The sequence below is a fragment of the Amycolatopsis sp. cg13 genome (assembly GCF_041346965.1).
GTDB lineage: Bacteria > Actinomycetota > Actinomycetes > Mycobacteriales > Pseudonocardiaceae > Amycolatopsis.
Genome location: NZ_CP166848.1, coordinates 1,823,331 through 1,838,112, shown reverse-complemented (window position 1 = coordinate 1,838,112; position 14,782 = coordinate 1,823,331). Strand labels below are relative to the sequence as shown.

General features: G+C 70.6%; 14 protein-coding genes. 9 read left to right on the top strand and 5 right to left on the bottom strand.

All coding sequences use genetic code 11. The features are described 5' to 3' along the window. Positions 1-18 precede the first annotated feature (18 nt). Together AB5I40_RS08190 and AB5I40_RS08185 are read left to right on the top strand one after the other, a co-directional pair. The gene (locus tag AB5I40_RS08190) at positions 19-480 is read left to right on the top strand and encodes an SRPBCC family protein (protein ID WP_370937828.1); all 462 of its coding nucleotides are present in this window, start codon (positions 19-21) and stop codon (positions 478-480) included. A gap of 138 nt (positions 481-618) precedes the next feature. Further along, positions 619-1,125 (top strand): type 1 glutamine amidotransferase domain-containing protein, encoded by a 507-nt coding sequence (locus tag AB5I40_RS08185; RefSeq protein WP_370937827.1) that lies wholly within the window; start codon positions 619-621, stop codon positions 1,123-1,125. A 278-nt stretch (positions 1,126-1,403) separates the two neighbouring features. Here the strand turns inward: AB5I40_RS08185 and AB5I40_RS08180 are convergent, their stop codons facing one another. Then, positions 1,404-2,648, bottom strand: coding sequence for a cytochrome P450 (locus AB5I40_RS08180; protein ID WP_370937826.1), 1,245 nt, complete (start codon positions 2,646-2,648; stop codon positions 1,404-1,406). A 481-nt stretch (positions 2,649-3,129) separates the two neighbouring features. Here AB5I40_RS08180 and AB5I40_RS08175 point away from each other — a divergent pair, with 481 nt between their 5' ends. The 3 genes from AB5I40_RS08175 to AB5I40_RS08165 all read left to right on the top strand — a co-directional run bounded on the left by AB5I40_RS08175 (position 3,130) and on the right by AB5I40_RS08165 (position 6,250). Continuing rightward, positions 3,130-3,534: an STAS domain-containing protein gene (locus AB5I40_RS08175; protein ID WP_370937825.1), complete on the top strand. Its 405-nt coding sequence runs from the start codon at positions 3,130-3,132 to the stop codon at positions 3,532-3,534. 154 nt (positions 3,535-3,688) lie between these two features. Further along, positions 3,689-4,738 carry a GAF and ANTAR domain-containing protein gene (locus tag AB5I40_RS08170; RefSeq protein WP_370937824.1) on the top strand — a complete coding sequence of 350 codons (1,050 nt, stop codon included), beginning with the start codon at positions 3,689-3,691 and terminating at the stop codon, positions 4,736-4,738. Between the two features lie 591 nt (positions 4,739-5,329). Then, entirely contained in the window at positions 5,330-6,250 is a 921-nt protein-coding gene (locus tag AB5I40_RS08165; protein WP_370937823.1) for a universal stress protein, read from the top strand. Here the strand turns inward: AB5I40_RS08165 and AB5I40_RS08160 are convergent. Beyond that, a complete protein-coding gene (locus tag AB5I40_RS08160; RefSeq protein ID WP_370937822.1) occupies positions 6,247-6,849 on the bottom strand; it encodes an endonuclease in 603 nt (200 codons plus the stop codon). The two genes, AB5I40_RS08165 and AB5I40_RS08160, sit on opposite strands and share 4 nt — an antisense overlap. Before the next feature lie 34 nt (positions 6,850-6,883). After that, a complete protein-coding gene (locus AB5I40_RS08155; protein WP_370937821.1) occupies positions 6,884-7,318 on the bottom strand; it encodes an anti-sigma factor in 435 nt (144 codons plus the stop codon). Between the two features lie 139 nt (positions 7,319-7,457). Here AB5I40_RS08155 and AB5I40_RS08150 point away from each other — a divergent pair, with 139 nt between their 5' ends. Then, on the top strand, positions 7,458-7,931 hold the full coding sequence (locus AB5I40_RS08150) for a hypothetical protein (RefSeq protein WP_370937820.1): 474 nt from the start codon (positions 7,458-7,460) through the stop codon (positions 7,929-7,931). Between the two features lie 329 nt (positions 7,932-8,260). Here AB5I40_RS08150 and AB5I40_RS08145 read toward each other — a convergent pair whose 3' ends face one another. Together AB5I40_RS08145 and AB5I40_RS08140 are read right to left on the bottom strand one after the other, a co-directional pair. Beyond that, complete coding sequence (locus AB5I40_RS08145; RefSeq protein ID WP_370937819.1) at positions 8,261-10,816, bottom strand: polynucleotide kinase-phosphatase; 2,556 nt, start codon at positions 10,814-10,816, stop codon at positions 8,261-8,263. After that, positions 10,813-12,222, bottom strand: coding sequence for a 3' terminal RNA ribose 2'-O-methyltransferase Hen1 (locus AB5I40_RS08140; protein WP_370937818.1), 1,410 nt, complete (start codon positions 12,220-12,222; stop codon positions 10,813-10,815). Before AB5I40_RS08140 ends, AB5I40_RS08145 begins: the two co-directional genes overlap by 4 nt. Positions 12,223-12,393: 171 nt before the next feature. On the opposite strand from AB5I40_RS08140, the gene AB5I40_RS08135 reads away from it, so the two are divergent. The 3 genes from AB5I40_RS08135 (at position 12,394) to hutG (ending at position 14,781) form a co-directional block, all read left to right on the top strand. After that, a complete protein-coding gene (locus AB5I40_RS08135) occupies positions 12,394-12,993 on the top strand; it encodes a permease-like cell division protein FtsX (RefSeq protein WP_370937817.1) in 600 nt (199 codons plus the stop codon). A 112-nt stretch (positions 12,994-13,105) separates the two neighbouring features. Further along, the gene (locus AB5I40_RS08130) at positions 13,106-13,849 is read left to right on the top strand and encodes an IclR family transcriptional regulator (protein WP_370937816.1); all 744 of its coding nucleotides are present in this window, start codon (positions 13,106-13,108) and stop codon (positions 13,847-13,849) included. Continuing rightward, positions 13,846-14,781 (top strand): formimidoylglutamase, encoded by a 936-nt coding sequence (hutG, locus tag AB5I40_RS08125; RefSeq protein ID WP_370937815.1) that lies wholly within the window; start codon positions 13,846-13,848, stop codon positions 14,779-14,781. Before AB5I40_RS08130 ends, hutG begins: the two co-directional genes overlap by 4 nt. Position 14,782: the final 1 nt, after the last annotated feature.

Genomic DNA, 14,782 nt, shown 5'->3' with positions numbered 1-14,782 from the left:
GCTTGCGAGGAGGAGCGAATGAGCAGCACGATCACCGAAATCGTGGACGTCGACGTCCCGGTGTCGACCGCGTACAACCAGTGGACGCAGTTCGAATCGTTCCCCGAGTTCATGGAGGGCGTGGAGGAGATCCGCCAGCTCGACGCGACGCACACGCACTGGGTCACCCGGTTCGGCGGCGTCGGGCGGGAGTTCGACGCGACCATCACCGAGCAGCACCCGGACGAACGGGTCGCGTGGCGCTCGGATTCCGGGCCGGACCACGCCGGGGTGATCACGTTCCACCGGCTGGCCGACACGAAGACCCGGGTCACCGCGCAGATGGAGCTCGACCCGGAAGGGTTCGCCGAGAACGCCGCCGACAAGCTCGGCATCCTGGACCGGCGCGTGAAGGGGGACATGCTGCGGTTCAAGCAGTTCATCGAGCAGCGCGGACGCGAAACGGGGTCCTGGCGCGGCGACGTCGAACCCCCGGGCTGAGGCGGTTTTCCCCGCGGTTCCACGGCGTTTTCCGTCGCGGAACCGCGGGGCTGTCGTGGGACACCGCACAAGCGGCATGGCCCGGCCGGACGGCGGGTAACCGGGCGGCGACGGACGCCGTTCAGAGAGGAGACCAGCATGGCCCGCGTGGCAGTGCTCGTGGACGAAATGACCGAGGACGACGAATTCCTGGTGCCGTGCGAGCGGTTGCGCTCGGCCGGGCACGAGGCGGTGGTCGTCGGCCTGGAGCGGGGCAAGAAGCTGACCGCCTTGCACGGCACCAAAATCACCACCGACCAGGCAGTGGACGAGGTCGGCGCGGCGGACTTCGACGCGGTCGTGGTGCCCGGCGGGTATTCGCCGGACAAGATCCGCACCAGCGAGCCGATGGTCGCGCTGGTCCGGGAAACGGCCGCTGCGGGCAAGCCGGTCGCAGCCGTCTGCCACGGCCCTTGGCTGCTCGCCGAATCCGGGCTCGCGCGCGGCCGGACAGTCACTTCGTGGCCGTCGCTGCAGACTGACCTGCGCAACGCGGGTGCGGAGTGGGTTGATCGCGAGGTCGTGACGGATGACGGCGTCATCACGTCGCGCAATCCCGACGACCTGCCCGCCTTTTGCGACGCGCTGCTCGAGCGGTTGAAGTAGGCCTCAGGACAGCGCGAAGCGAATGCCGAAGTGGTTGAGCGTCGCGGGGAGCCGCCCCGGCTGCAGGTCGGCGGCGGTGCCTCGCGGCGCGAAGCCCGCTTGTTGGGATGAGCGACGGGTTGGCTTCGGCCCGGCTGTCGAGCCAGATGTCCGGGACGAAGGAATCCGCGTGCGGCAACATTTCCGGATCGCGGTGGAACGGCGGGCAGGTCAGGAACGCCTGACCTGCCCGCGTTTTGCGACGCTGCGACGCGCTGCTTGAGCGGTTGAAGTAGGCCTTAGGACAGCGCGAAGCGAATGCCGAAGTGGTTGAGCGTCGCGGGGAGCCGCCCCGGCTGCAGGTCGGCGGCGGTGCCTCGCGGCGCGAAGCCCGCTTGTTGCAGTAGTGCGGCGAGCAGGGTCGAGGCGGTGAAGAGCACGACGTCGCGGCCCGGGCACACGCCGGGCCCGGCGCTGAACGGCACGAGCGCCGGGTTGGCTTCGGCCCGGCCGTCCAGCCAGATGTCCGGGGCGAAGGAATTCGCGTACGGCAACGTTTCCGGGTCGCGGTGGAAGAACGGCGTGTATATCAGGAACGTCGTTTCCGCCGGACCCCACGCGGTGTCCTCGGTGCTTTCGCGCAGCAGCGCAGGAGTCGTCGGCCAGAGCCGGATGGACTCCAGAACGCAGGCACGCAAGTACGGAAGCTGTTGCGGCTTCAAGAGATCCGCTTCGGCGACTTCGCGCCGGGCTTCGGCCAGCTCGTCGGGATGTGTTGCGAGCAAAGCGAGTGCGCGAAGAGTGGCGATCGCGGCGGCGTCGAAAGCGAAGAGCCAGTGCGGGACTTGGCCGGTCGGATCGACGTCCGGGTCGGCCGGTTGTTTCGCCATCGCGGCGCCGAGGCTGCCGGGGCGGTCCAGGCCGAGCTGACGGTCGAGAAGGGACTGGAACTGACGGCGCTGGTCGTCCCGGCGCGGGTGCGCGAACGCCCAGTTGGCGTCGAGCCGCAACTGGTCGAGGAGGTCGGTGACGCGCCGGTCGGCGGTGGTGTCGCCGCCGAGCACGATCTTGCGGATGATCGTCCAGAAGTGCTCGGTGAACTGGGTCGCGTCGAGGTCCGGAAACCCGGAGAGCATTTCGTGCGCTTCGGTGCGGATGGTTTCCGCCCAGGACCCGGCGAGTTCGTGCGCGGCGCGGCCGGGTTCGAGGATGGTTTCGTTGAGTTTCCTTCGCCGGGCGCGGGTGGCGCCGCTGGAGATCAGGACGCCGTGCGGCTGGAAATGGCGCAGGGCCGCGGCTTTTTCGGTGGTGTCCGGACTGAACGGACTGGGCGTGCCGGCCAGCAGCGCGCCGACGTGGTTCGCGTCCAGCACCAGGCGGAACGACCGGCCGGGGACCGGCAGGTCGAGCGGGCCGGGGCCGTAGCGTTCGCCGAGGTCGTGCAGCAGACTGATTGCCGAACTGTCGACCCGCAGTTTCTGTGCCGCGGCCATCGCGCGGGGGCGGCGTTTGATCAGGCCGATGCCGACGGTGGGGGCGACCACCCGCGCGACGATGCGCCCAGTGTCACGGACCGACGCGCGCTGCGGGCGGATGTCGGCCGGGGGGCAGTTCGGACAAGTCCGGGCTCGCGGTCGCGCGGGTGGTCGCCATGCTGTTCGGGTACCCGCGTCGGTTCGGGCGAAACCTGGGCGCGGGGAACACTGGCTTCCGCTCCGGCGGCGCGACCTGGACAGTCCATTATGGATAGTGGGTAGTTGCTGGCATGGAACGGTTTCGACCTCCGGGCGTTCCAGTGCTGTCGCTTGTGTCCGGGTGCCGGGCACTGTCCACTGTTCACCTTGCCTCCGGCGAGATCGATGCTTCGGCAGGTGAGGGCAGTGCGGCGGGCGCGGCACTGCGGTAGGGTCGGGCCAGGAGCGGTTCAGCCCACGTGCCGTCGCCTGACCAATGCGGCCCGTTTGCCTCGGGCCCAGGGCCGGGTCGCCAGCGTCGGCCCGGTCTCGCATCTGCGAGGAGGGCTCCATGGTGCATGAAACGCTTTCGTATCTGCCGGGGACACCGGCGAGAACTCTGATCACCGCCACCGCGGGCGAAACCGTCGTCGCGGTCTCCGAAGAACTGGACCTCCGCTCCACCGCCCGGCTGCGCGCGATGCTGGCCGAGGAATTGGCACTGCGTCCGCCTGCTCTGATCGCCGACGTCTCCGCCTTGACGTTCTGCTCGGTCAGCGGACTGGAAGTGCTGACCGACACCGCCCGGGCGGCGGACGCGGCGGGCGTCGCGTTCGCCGTGGTCGCCGGGCAGCGCGCGGTGCTGCGGCCGCTGCGCATTCTCGGGCTCGACCGGGAGTTCCGGGTGGTCGAACGCCTTGCCGACGCCGTCGATGCGGGTGCCGCCGCGCGGAGCGTCGCGGCCGAGGTCGGCTAGCTGTTCCGTTTTGGCCCGGCCCTTCCGGAAATCCGGCGGGCCGGGCCAGAACGCTGTCCGCGAGCGTGGCGGAACCGAGCGGTGCGCGTCCGGTCCCGGATCCGAGTACTTTGGCAGGCGCTTGCCGGACAGTCCGGGCTGGCGGGGAGGAATCGTGGAAGGCGGAAACGGGTCGGCGGTCGACTACTCGGCCGTGGTGCGGCTGAGCGGCGATCCGGCCGAATTGCGCGCCGAAGTGGGCGAAGCGCTGTCGGCGGAGCCGAGGATGGTGGTCTTCGAGCTGAGCGAGCTGACCTCGTTCTCGAGCCAGGACCTCGCCGCGCTGCGCAAGACCGCCGAGCCGAGCGAAGCGGTGTTCGCCTGCCGCGAGGGCGGAGTGGCCCGCCGGGTGCTCGAAGACGAGGGCGTGCCGGTCGCCGATTCCGCGTCCGCGGCGCTGGCTTTCGAGGACGAGTCGCTGCGGCCCTCCGGCGGGCAGTTCCGGACGCTCACCGAGATGCTCCTGGCCGCGCGGACCGTCGGCGAGGTCCTGGAGCTGATCGTGGACGCGACCGCGTCGCTGGTGCCCGCCGCCGAACTGGTGTCGATCACGCTGCGCGCGCCGGACGGGACCTTCCACACCGCCGCCTACACCGACCCGGCGGCCGCCGACCTGGACCGGCTGCAGTACCGGCTGGGCGAGGGCCCCTGCCACGACGCCGCCATCCCGAACCGGCCCGAATTCCTCGAAAGCGCCGACCTGCGCAGTGACGCACAGTGGCCGCGATGGGCTCCGGAGGCTGCCGAGGCCGGCTGGCGCGCGGTACTGGCGACCGCGCTGGTCGACGACGCCGTGTCGCGGTTCTCCGGCGCGCTCAACCTCTACTCCCGCACCCCCGGCGGCCTGGCCGACGCCGATCGTGACGTCGTGCTGCTCCTGGCCAGCCACGCGACCCTCGCGGTGGCCGAAACGGACGCGGTCACCCGGAGCGAACTGCACCAGGCGCAGCTGCGGCGCGCGCTGGACAGCCGGGACGTGATCGGCCAGGCCAAGGGCATCATCATGGCGCGCCGGGGCCTGGACGCGGAGGAGGCGTTCGACCTGCTGCGGCGCACTTCGCAGCAGCTGAACGTGAAGCTGGTGCACCTGGCGGGGACTCTTGCCTCCCGGCACGAGGAGCTGGACGGTCCGGCCGCGCAGCTGGGGGAGCCGGACCCGGTGTGAGGGCCGACGCCAGCGACTCGAGGCGGCGCTTTCGGCGTGATGGGGATGCGGCCTGTCCGGGCCGAGGGGCCCCGCTGTCGAGGCCGGGCGGCGGGGTGGCGTGCGGTACGTGAGGGGAACCCTGAGGGAATCAGAGTCCCTGAGGGTTCCCCTCACGGACCTGCGGAACCAGCGCGGGCATCGATCGGGCCGAGCGCGCCCGGGCCGCCTCGCGTGCGCCGGTCTTGTGCCCGCTGAACAGCGGGTTGCCGAGCTGAGGGCGTGAGGCGGAGCACTGGCTCGGTTTCGACGCCGTCCGCGGGATCCGACGTGTCCGGCGGCGGCCCATCGGGTACCCCTCGGATTCGAGCCGACCGAGGAAGGAGCCCGTCATGGTGCACCCCGTGCCGCCCGGACCGGAGCCCGTCCCGTCGCCGCCGCCACCGGTGCCGCCCTTCCCGCCGGAACCGGCCCCGCCGCCGCGTCCCGGGCCGGGTCCGCTGCCGCCGCCGGAACCGCCCGTACCTCCCGACCCTCGCTGACCAGCCGTCGGCCCGATTGCCGTCCGAAGCGATCGGGTACCTACCGGAAAGCGCGCGAACGGAGGCGGTGATGGACGAGGCGAACCAGGCCGAGCCGGGAGTCGTGGTCGGGGACGACGGTTCCGCCGGCGCCCGCTTGGCCGTGGACTGGGCCGCCGCCGAGGCGGAGGCGCTCGGGACGTGCCTGGTCCTCGTGCGGACGATGACGCTGCCGATGCCGAACGTCGATTTCGTGCCCGGCGTGATCACCCCGGTCGCGGGCGAGATCGTGGCCGATCAGTCCGTTGTGGACTACGCGGAGAAGGAGCTGGCCGAGGTCGCCGCCGAGGTCGTCCGGAAGCGGCCGGGGCTGCCGGTGCGCACCCGGGTGCGGTTCGGGCGGGCGAGCTGGGAGCTGGCGGACATCGGGCGGCAGGCGGAGCTGATCGTCGTCGGCGCGTCCGGGCGCGGCGGGCTGCCCCGGCTGCTGCTCGGGTCGACGGCCTCGCAGGTGGTGCACACGTGCGCGCGTCCGGTCGTCGTGGTCCGTCCGGCGAAGGAGAAGACGCGGCGGGTCGTCGTCGGGGTGGACGGGTCGCCGTCCAGCGTCGCGGCGGTGCGGTACGCGTACGACTTCGCCGACCGGCACGGATGCGCCTTGCACGCGGTGCACGTGTGGCCGGAACCGCCGGAGGACGTCTTCGGCCCGGCCCGCTCCGGCGGCGAGGGGCAGCAGAGCCCGCAGGACGAGGGCGAACGGCTGCTCGCGGAGGCGCTGACCGGTCTCGGCGAACGGCATCCGGACGTCGTGGTGCAGCGGGAGGTCGCGCTCGGCAGCGTGGCGGAGGTGTTGCTGGACCACGCCGAAGCGGCGACGCTGCTGGTGGTCGGCGGGCACGGCCGAGGTGCGCTGCGAGGTGCGTTCCTCGGGTCGGTGAGCCACGCGATGGCCTATCACGCGCCGTGCCCGGTCGCGATCGTGCGGCAGGGCGTCGAGGAGCACCCGGCCTAGCGCTGCAGGCTCCGTCGCACCAGCGCTGCCGCGAGCCGGGCCGAATCGTCGCCGGGCACCAGTTTCGCCAGGCGTTTCGGGTCGGTGGGCAGACCGGCTTTCTTCGCGCCGGCCAAGGCCTTGCGGTCGAAATACGGCCGCAGCCATGGCCACACTGCCTGTGCTTCGCGGCAAAAGATCTGCGCGCCGGTCGGACCGATCCGGGGAAACTCGGTGATGAGTTTTTCCAGCCGTTGCGGATCTCCGTCGGCGGCGTCGGCCATGCGGCGCAGGTCGTCGCCGTAACGGTCGCGAATGAAATCGGCACCTTCGCCGAGGTGTTGCGAAGTGCTTTCGTCATACCGGACGTAGTGGGCGCGGCCGAGCGCGTCGACGCGTTGCTGCCACGTGGAATCGCGCATCGCGGCGGGGGAGCGCCAGCCGGACCGAGACAGTTCCCGCGCGGCGGCGACGGCGATGTCGGCGCTGATCCGGGTGGAGAGCAGCGTCGTGAGGACCAGCAACCGGTACAGCGGTTGCGGTTTGTCGGCCAGCTTGATCCCGGCGTCCTCGGCGAAAGTCGTGCCGTGGTCGGCGAGAAGTTCGTCCACTCGGCGCATGCGGGCCGGATTCCCGTTCGGAGGCAAGCGAAACTCAGGGCTCCCAGCGGAGCGGCTCCTTGGCGAATTCGACGCAGAGCCGCCAGCCGTCGGAGCCGGGCGCGGGTTCGGTCCAGGCGTCGAGCGAATCGGTCAGCGCGCGCAGGATGTGCCAGCCGACCTCGTCCGGTCCGGGCGGGAACGCCGACGTCGTCGTGGTGGTGACTGTCACGGTCATGCGGCCCGCGCAGCGGAAGGCGCATTCCAGGAACGCGCCGTCGTCCGCCCGTCGCGCCTGGGCCGCGACCGCTTCGTCGACTGCCAGCCGGAGGTCGGCGACCTCGTCGAGCCGGAAATCGGCCGAGGAGGCGATGTCCTCGGCGACCAGCCTGGCCAGGAACAGCAGCTCCCCGTTCGCCCGCAGGCGCAGCTCGACCACTGGCGCAGCCGCGGTGAGCATGCCCGTTCCGTCCGCATCGCGCTGAACCATGGACTGCGGGTTACCCGGTGCGGCGGCAGGTCAATCATCGCCCGCCGGATGCATGCGGAGCACCCGAAAGGCCCCGTTTCCAGTGCTGCGCCGCGGGTAACCGGAGGACCGGAGCACGGCAGGGAAAGGAGCACCCGGCATGAGCACCAACGCCTATCTCTCGTTCCTCGCGATCGGGATCGCGCTGGTCCTGGTGGACGGCCGGATCATCTACCGCAGCGGCCGCCGGTACCTCGCGAACGCCTACGGGGACCCCGGAGCCGGCGCCTCGATGACCCGCCTGGTGACCGTGTTGTTCCACCTCGGGACGCTGGGCATCCTGGCCTTGATCTCGACGGTCGACATCGGCGGGAGCGACCTGCCCGGCGTCGTCGGACGGCTGGGCGTGCTGCTGCTGATCCTGGCACTGGCCCACGCCGCGACGCTCGGCGCGCTGGCGCGGATCCGGGGCGAGCAGGACGTGGCCGACGCGATCGCGCACCGCGACGAGCGGCTGGCGCGGCGGTCGGAGACGGATCTGCAGGCTCCGACGATCACGCCGGTGCCGGGTCAGGAGGGTCGGCATCCGGATGTGAGTCCGTCGTTGGAGCAGCGGTCCCCGTACACGGCTTGAGTGACGGCAATTGAGGGCTGACCGGTGCGGATTCCTCGTGCGAGTACTGCGAAATGTGCTCGCGTGCGCGCGATGTCGGCCTCGGCGGGCGTGGCTCGCCGCGTGTCGTCGGGTTGTTGATCCTGGCTCACGCGACGAGCGGCTGGCGCGGCGGTCGGAGACGGATCTGCAGGCTCCGACTGTGACGCCGGTGCCGGGTCAGGAGGGGCGGCATCCGGATGTGAGTCCGTCGTTGGAGCAGCGGTCCCCGTACACGGCTTGAGTGACGGCAAACCGGTGCGTTTCCGCGAACCCCGCCAAAACGCACCGGTTTATGCCGCCCGCACTGTCTACAAGCGAGGGTCCACCGGCTCGGATTCCAGTGCCAGCACGGCGAAAACGCACTCGTGCACGCGCCACATCGGCTCGTCGCGGGCGAGCCGATCCAGAGCTTCCAGGCCAAGGGCGTACTCGCGCAGCGCCAGCGAGCGCTTGTGCCCGAGGCCTCGTTGCCGCAGCCGGGACAGGTGGCGTTCCTCGGTGTAATCCGGGCCGTAGATGATCCGCAGGTACTCGCGCCCGCGGACCTTCAGCCCCGGCTGCACCAGGCCGCGCGATCCGCGCACCAGGTTCGCGGCCGGTTTGACCACCATGCCCTCGCCGCCCCGCGCGGTGAGGGCGGTCCACCAGTCGACGGCCGCCGCGACGGAGGCGGGGTCGGTGGTGCTGACCGACATCCGTCTCGTCGGGGCAAGGAAACCGTCGCTGCTCTCGACGAGCCGGTCGGCCAGCGCCAGGTGCCAGTCGTGGCTTTGCTGGTGATGCGCGTGCCCAGCCGACGCCAGCACCTGGAACGGCGCGAAACGCACACCGTCGAGGCCGTCGGTCGGCCAGCAATAGCGCCGGTACGACTGGGCGAACGCGTCCGCGTTGGCTGCGCGGGAATTCGTGCGCTCCAGCAAAGCCGACACGTCGAGGCCCGAGGCATCAGCGGCGGCTAGCGCGGTCGCGGCAGCGGGAAGCGCCGAGCGGGCGGCAGCGCCGACAGCCGCGTACTGCTCGCGCAGCAACTGCTCGGCTTTGACGCTCCACGGCAGCAGTTCGCCGTCGAGCAGCAACCAGTCCGAGCCGAGTTCGTCGAACAGGCCCGCCTTTTCCGCGGCAGCACGGATCCGGTCGACCACTTCGGCGGTCAGCGTTTCGGTGAAGAAGTGCCGTCCGGTCCGCGTCCACACCGCACCCAACGCATCGCCGGGCGCGCCGAAGCGGGCGCGGGCCGCGTCGAGCGAGCGACACACGAGCGCGACCGCACGCGAACCCATGTGCTTTTCCTCGCACACCACGGAATCCACGCCCTCCGCGCGGAAGTAGTCGAACGCTTGGCTCGGGTGCTCCAGCAGCCCGTCGGCCGTCGCGGTGGCGACCGGCGACATCGTCGGCGGCAGGTAGACCAGCCAGCGCGGGTCGATCGCGAACCGCGACATCACCTCCAGCGCCGCCGCCGCGTTCTCCTCGCGGACGCCGATCCGCTTCTGGTACGCGGTTTCGATCACCCGGCGGCCCAGGACATCGGTGACGTCGAGAACGCCCGGGTCGCGGTGCGCGACCGGCTCCGCGGCCGACGGGTTGGCCGGGAACGGCTTGGCGGGCTCGTAATAGACCTCGGCCGCCGGGACCGAGACGATCTCCTTTTCCGGATACCGCAACGCGGTCAGGGTTCCGCCGAACACGCACCCGGTGTCCAGGCACAGAGTGTTGTTCACCCACTCCGGCGAGGGCACGGGAGTGTGCCCGTAGACGACCATCGCGCGGCCCCGGTACTCGTTCGCCCACGGATAGCGCACGGGCAGGCCGAATTCGTCGGTCTCGCCGGTGCTCTCCCCGTACATGCAGAAGCTCCGCACGCGTCCGGACGCGCGGCCCTGGAAGCGTTCGGTGATCCCCGCGTGCGCGACGACCAGCTTGCCGCCGTCGAGGACGTAGTGGCTGATCAGACCGTCCATGAAGTCGTGCGCCTCAGCGCGGAATTCGGCCGGTTCGGCGGCGAGCTGCTCCAGCGATTCCGCGAGCCCGTGCGTGACCTGCACATTCCGGCCCCGCAACGCGCGCAGCAGCTTGTGCTCGTGGTTTCCGGTGACACAGAAGGCATTTCCGGCGCGCACCATGCCCATCACGAGCCGCAGCACGCCCGGCGTGTCCGGACCGCGGTCGACGAGATCGCCGACGAACACCGCCCGTCGTCCGGGATGCTGTGCCCCGATCGCGCGGCCCTGCTCGTCGCGTTCGAGGGTGTAGCCGAGTTCGGTGAGCAGCGCTTCGAGTTCGACACGACAGCCGTGGATGTCGCCGACGATGTCGAACGGTCCGGTCTCGTGCCGCAAGTCGTTGTACAGCGGGACGCGCGTGATCGTCGCTTCGTCGGCCTCCTCCGGGGTGCGCAGGACGTGCACCGTTCGGAAGCCTTCCTTCTGCAGACTGCGCAACCCGCGCCGCAGCTGATCGCGCTGCCGCCGGATCACCTGCGCGCCGAAGGTCCGATCCACGCGGCTTTCGTTGCGCGCGGCACAAAGCGATTCCGGCATGTCCAGCACGATCGCCACCGGCAGCACGTCGTGCTCCTTGGCCAGCGCGACCAGCGATTTGCGCGCGTCAGGCTGCACGTTGGTCGCGTCGATCACGGTCAGCCGCCCGGCGGCGAGCCGTTTGCCGACGATGTAGTGCAGGACGTCGAACGCGTCCTTGGTCGCGGATTGGTCGTTCTCGTCGTCGGACACCAGCCCGCGGCAGAAGTCCGACGAAATGACCTCGGTCGCCTTGAACTGTGCGCGGCCGAACGTCGATTTTCCGGACCCGCTCGCGCCGACCAGCACGACGAGACACAGGTCGGGAATCTCAAGCGTGCTCATGCCGCACCGCCTTTCGTGAACAGGGCCAGCTGCGTCGCCGGGCCGACTTCGGGATCGTCGGAGCCGACGGGCAGCATCCGCACGCTGTAGCCGTGGTTGCTCGCGACCCGGTCCGCCCAAGCGCGGAACTCGGCGCGGGTCCACTCGAAACGGTGGTCCCGGTGCCGCAGCTTGCCAGCGGGCAACGTCTCGAACCGCACGTTGTACTCGCGGTTGGGCGTGGTCACGACGACCGCGCCCGGCGCGGCGAACTCGAACACCGTCCGCTCCAGCGCTTGGAGCCGCGGCGGGTCGACATGCTCGACGACTTCCATCAGCACGGCCGCGTCGAGGCCCGCGAGCCGTTCGTCGCGGTAGGTGAGCGAGGACTGCAGCAGCTCCAGCCTGGCCCGCTCCCGTTCGGACATCCGCTCCAGCCGCAGCTTCCGCGCCGCGACCTGCAGCGCGCGAGCCGACACGTCCGCGGCCACGATCCGCTCCACCGACCGTTCGGCCAGGAGGTCGCGCACCAGCGCGCCCTCGCCGCAGCCGAAGTCGCCGACCGAACGGGCGCCCAGCGACCGCAGCACGGCCATGATCGTGCCGCGCCGCTGCTCGGCCAACGGCACCGGACGGTCCGGCACCTCAAGAACGGCGGGCGCGGCGAGCGCGTTGTCGATCTCCTCGGGCTCCGAATCGTCCACTTCGGCCAGCCGGGTCAGCGCGGCGGTCGTCAAGGATCGGCGATGCGCGAGATAGCGGCGGGTGATGAGCTCCTTCTCCGGATGTCCGGCGAGCCAGTCGCCGCCGGCTCGCACGAGCTTGTCGATCTCCTCTTCGCTGACCCAGTAGTGCTTCGCGTTGTCCAGGACCGGCAGCAGCACGTAGACGTGGTTGAGCGCGTCGGCCAGCCGGAGCTCGCCGGTCAGCCGGAGGTCGGCATAGCGCGAATCGCCCCACTGCGGGAATTCCGGATCGAGCGGGAGCACGGTCGCCTCGACCGTCCAGCCGAGGGGCTCGAACATCCGCCGCACCAGGTCGGTGCCGCCCGGGCACGCGGGCACCCGGATGTCCAGCGGAATCGGCCGGGCCGCCAGCTCCGGATGCGACTTGCACCGGCCGGTGAGCGCGGTGCGGAAGACTTCCTTCAACGCCACCGAAAGCAGGCTCGACGCCGCGTACGGGCGGTCGTTCACGTACTGGCCGAGGGTGAACCCGTCGCCGGAACCCGCCTTGCCGCGCACCAGAGCCACTGGGTCGACTTCGAGCATCAGCGCGGCGGTGCACCGCTCGTCGGACGCCTCGGGGTAGAAGACGTGCGCTTGCCCGGCGGAAAGCTCGAACGACTGCACCCGGCCTGGGTGCTTGTGCAGCAGGAATCCCAGGTCGGAAGCGGGCTGATGGGTCGTGGTGACTGTCAGGAACACGAGAGGGGAGTATTCCGTACGGCATTTGCCCGTGTCGCGGGAGTTTCCGGTTCTCAACACCGTGCGAGGCGCGGGATGTGCCGAACGCCGCATTGCGGCTTTTGCCCGTAACGGCGGGGGTCCCCGTACCCGATCATCAGGGAACCGCGAACCGTGCCCTAAGGAAACGTCATGAACACCCGGGATTCCGGTGGAGAAAACGAGCCCGGGAAACCGGAGGCCCCGCCATCGGCCCTGCTGTCGCACCGGTCACGCCCGGCTCGCTGGTACCGGCTGGCGATGGCAGCGGTCGTGCTGGCCGCCGTCGCCGTGCTGGGCGGTTCGGGCTGGTGGCTGTTCGGCGGACGCTACCTGGGCGGGTATGCGTTGCCGGACGGTGCGATCCCGATCGGCGACCGCGACGTCTGCGCCAACACCGTGACCGTCATGCTCGGCACCGATGCCGAGATGGCGGCCGTCGCCTGGGCGCTGCGCGGCGACCCTCGGGTCCTGCGGTCTTACACCGAGACCCAACAGGACGGCTACGCGAGGTTCCGGAAGATGTTCGCGAACGAGCCGGAGCTGCTGGAGCTGACCAGCGCGGACACCATGCCGTCCTTGGTGACCGTGGTGCCGATGGACCAGACCGGCATCGAAGTCCTCGCCGAGCAGTTCCGCGTCCAGTTCCCCAAGGCGCGGCGAGTCAGCGAGAGCACCGAGTTCGTCAGCAGGATCGCCGGGCCGAACTATCGGGATCCGACCTGTCCGCCCAGCGGAGAACGCTCTCGCTGAGGGGCGGGTCCGCCCGCTTCGCTCCGCACACAGCCAATCACCGGGAATAAACTTCCCATTAACTGGGAATACCCGCTAGGAACCCGCTGGACCGCGACGTAGCGTGCGCGCCATGACAAGCGCGGATGCCAACCGGAAGGCCGGGACCAGGGCGGCGCGGATCCTGGCGGTGTTCGCCGAGCGGGAGAGCGCCACGGCGGAGGAGATCTCCGTCGGCACGGGCATTCCCTCCAGTGCCGTGTACCGCTACCTGACGACGTTCGTCGAGATCGGCCTCGTGCACCAGGCGCGCACGCGCGGCCGCTACTGCGCGGGCTCGCTCACCGTCCAGATGGCCGAGAACTACCGCCGCGAGGCGCTCGGCCAGGGCGGCGTCAAGCGGCGGCTGCGGCAGCTCGCGGCCGACACCGACGAGCTCGCCGCGTTCCTCATCGCTCGCGACAACGACGTGCTCTGCGTCGAAGCGGCCGAGGGAACCCGCGTGATCCGGTGCAGTTTCTCGCCGGGGCTGAGCAAGCCGCTCGTCTTCGGGGCGAGTGCGCAGGCTTTGCTGGCGCACCTGCCGGAGGACCGGGTCGCGGCGACCGCCGAGGCGCACGGGCTGAGCGGCGAGCAGGTCGGGAAGCTGGAGAGCGAGCTGCGCCGGGTGCGCGACCAGGGCTTCGCGGAGAGCGTCGGCCAGGTCGATCCGGGGGTGTGGGGCGTGAGCGTGCCGGTGCTGGACCGGCATCGCCACCTTGTCGGCACGGTGAGCACGATGGCCCCGGATTTCCGTGTGCGCCCGCGCCGCGATTCCCTCGTCACGCTCACCCACGCCGCCGCGCAGGACATCAGCCGATTGCAGGAGCACGTGTGAGCACCACCCCATGGACCGGCCGCGAGGACGGCAGCAGTCCGGAACATCGCCGATGGCACCACGCCGTCAACGAATTCTCCAGCGGCCCAGGCGTTTCGCTGATCGGGTTCGCCAGCGACGCCGGAGTCCGGCGCAACGGCGGACGCCCGGGAGCGCAGGCCGGGCCGGAAGCGATCCGGAAGGCGCTGGCGTCGTTCGCGATCCAGCCCGAGTTCGTGATCAGCGACGCGGGCGACGTCTCCGTCGAGGGCGATGCGTTGGAAGCGGGGCAGGAAAACCTCGGCGAGCTGGTCGCGAAGCAGCTCAGCGACGGAAATTTCCCGCTGGTGCTCGGCGGCGGCCACGAAACGGCGTACGGCTCCTACCTCGGCCTCGCCCGCAGCGGCCTGCTGGACGGCCGCCGCCTCGGCATCCTCAACCTCGACGCGCACTTCGACCTGCGGACCGCCGACCGCGCGTCCTCGGGCACCCCGTTCCGGCAGATCGCCGCCCGGGAAGCCGAACGCGGCGCGGAATTCGCCTACGCCGTGGTCGGAATCAGCGAACCCGGCAACACCGGCGCGTTGTTCGAGACGGCCGCGGAACTGAACGTCAGCCACCTCCTGGACGTCGACTGCCAGGAACGCCATCTCGATAGAGTTCTCGACTTCGTCCGGGCCTTCGTCGCGGACGTCGACGCGCTGTACCTGTCGATCGATCTCGACGTGCTCCCCGCCGCGCAGGCGCCAGGGGTCAGCGCTCCTTCGACCCTCGGCGTACCCGCCGCGGTCGTCCTCGAGGTGTGCCGGCTGGTCGCGAGAGACCCGAAGCTCGCCCTCGCCGACATCACCGAACTGAACCCCGTCTACGACGTCGACACCCGCACAGCCCGGATCGCGGCCCGCCTCGCGCACACGCTCGTGACGAGCCGTCCGGTCCCGGAAGGACATTGAA

Bases quoted from the DNA above. Each gene is read 5' to 3' on its own strand.
- AB5I40_RS08150 (WP_370937820.1), top strand. From the start codon at position 7,458: ATGAGCACCAACGCCTATCTCTCGTTCCTCGCGATCGGGATCGCGCTG.
- AB5I40_RS08190 (WP_370937828.1), top strand. From the start codon at position 19: ATGAGCAGCACGATCACCGAAATCGTGGACGTCGACGTCCCGGTGTCG.
- AB5I40_RS08155 (WP_370937821.1), bottom strand. From the start codon at position 7,318: ATGGTTCAGCGCGATGCGGACGGAACGGGCATGCTCACCGCGGCTGCG.
- AB5I40_RS08185 (WP_370937827.1), top strand. From the start codon at position 619: ATGGCCCGCGTGGCAGTGCTCGTGGACGAAATGACCGAGGACGACGAA.
- AB5I40_RS08145 (WP_370937819.1), bottom strand. From the start codon at position 10,816: ATGAGCACGCTTGAGATTCCCGACCTGTGTCTCGTCGTGCTGGTCGGC.
- AB5I40_RS08165 (WP_370937823.1), top strand. From the start codon at position 5,330: ATGGACGAGGCGAACCAGGCCGAGCCGGGAGTCGTGGTCGGGGACGAC.
- AB5I40_RS08160 (WP_370937822.1), bottom strand. From the start codon at position 6,849: ATGCGCCGAGTGGACGAACTTCTCGCCGACCACGGCACGACTTTCGCC.
- AB5I40_RS08135 (WP_370937817.1), top strand. From the start codon at position 12,394: ATGAACACCCGGGATTCCGGTGGAGAAAACGAGCCCGGGAAACCGGAG.
- AB5I40_RS08130 (WP_370937816.1), top strand. From the start codon at position 13,106: ATGACAAGCGCGGATGCCAACCGGAAGGCCGGGACCAGGGCGGCGCGG.
- AB5I40_RS08175 (WP_370937825.1), top strand. From the start codon at position 3,130: ATGGTGCATGAAACGCTTTCGTATCTGCCGGGGACACCGGCGAGAACT.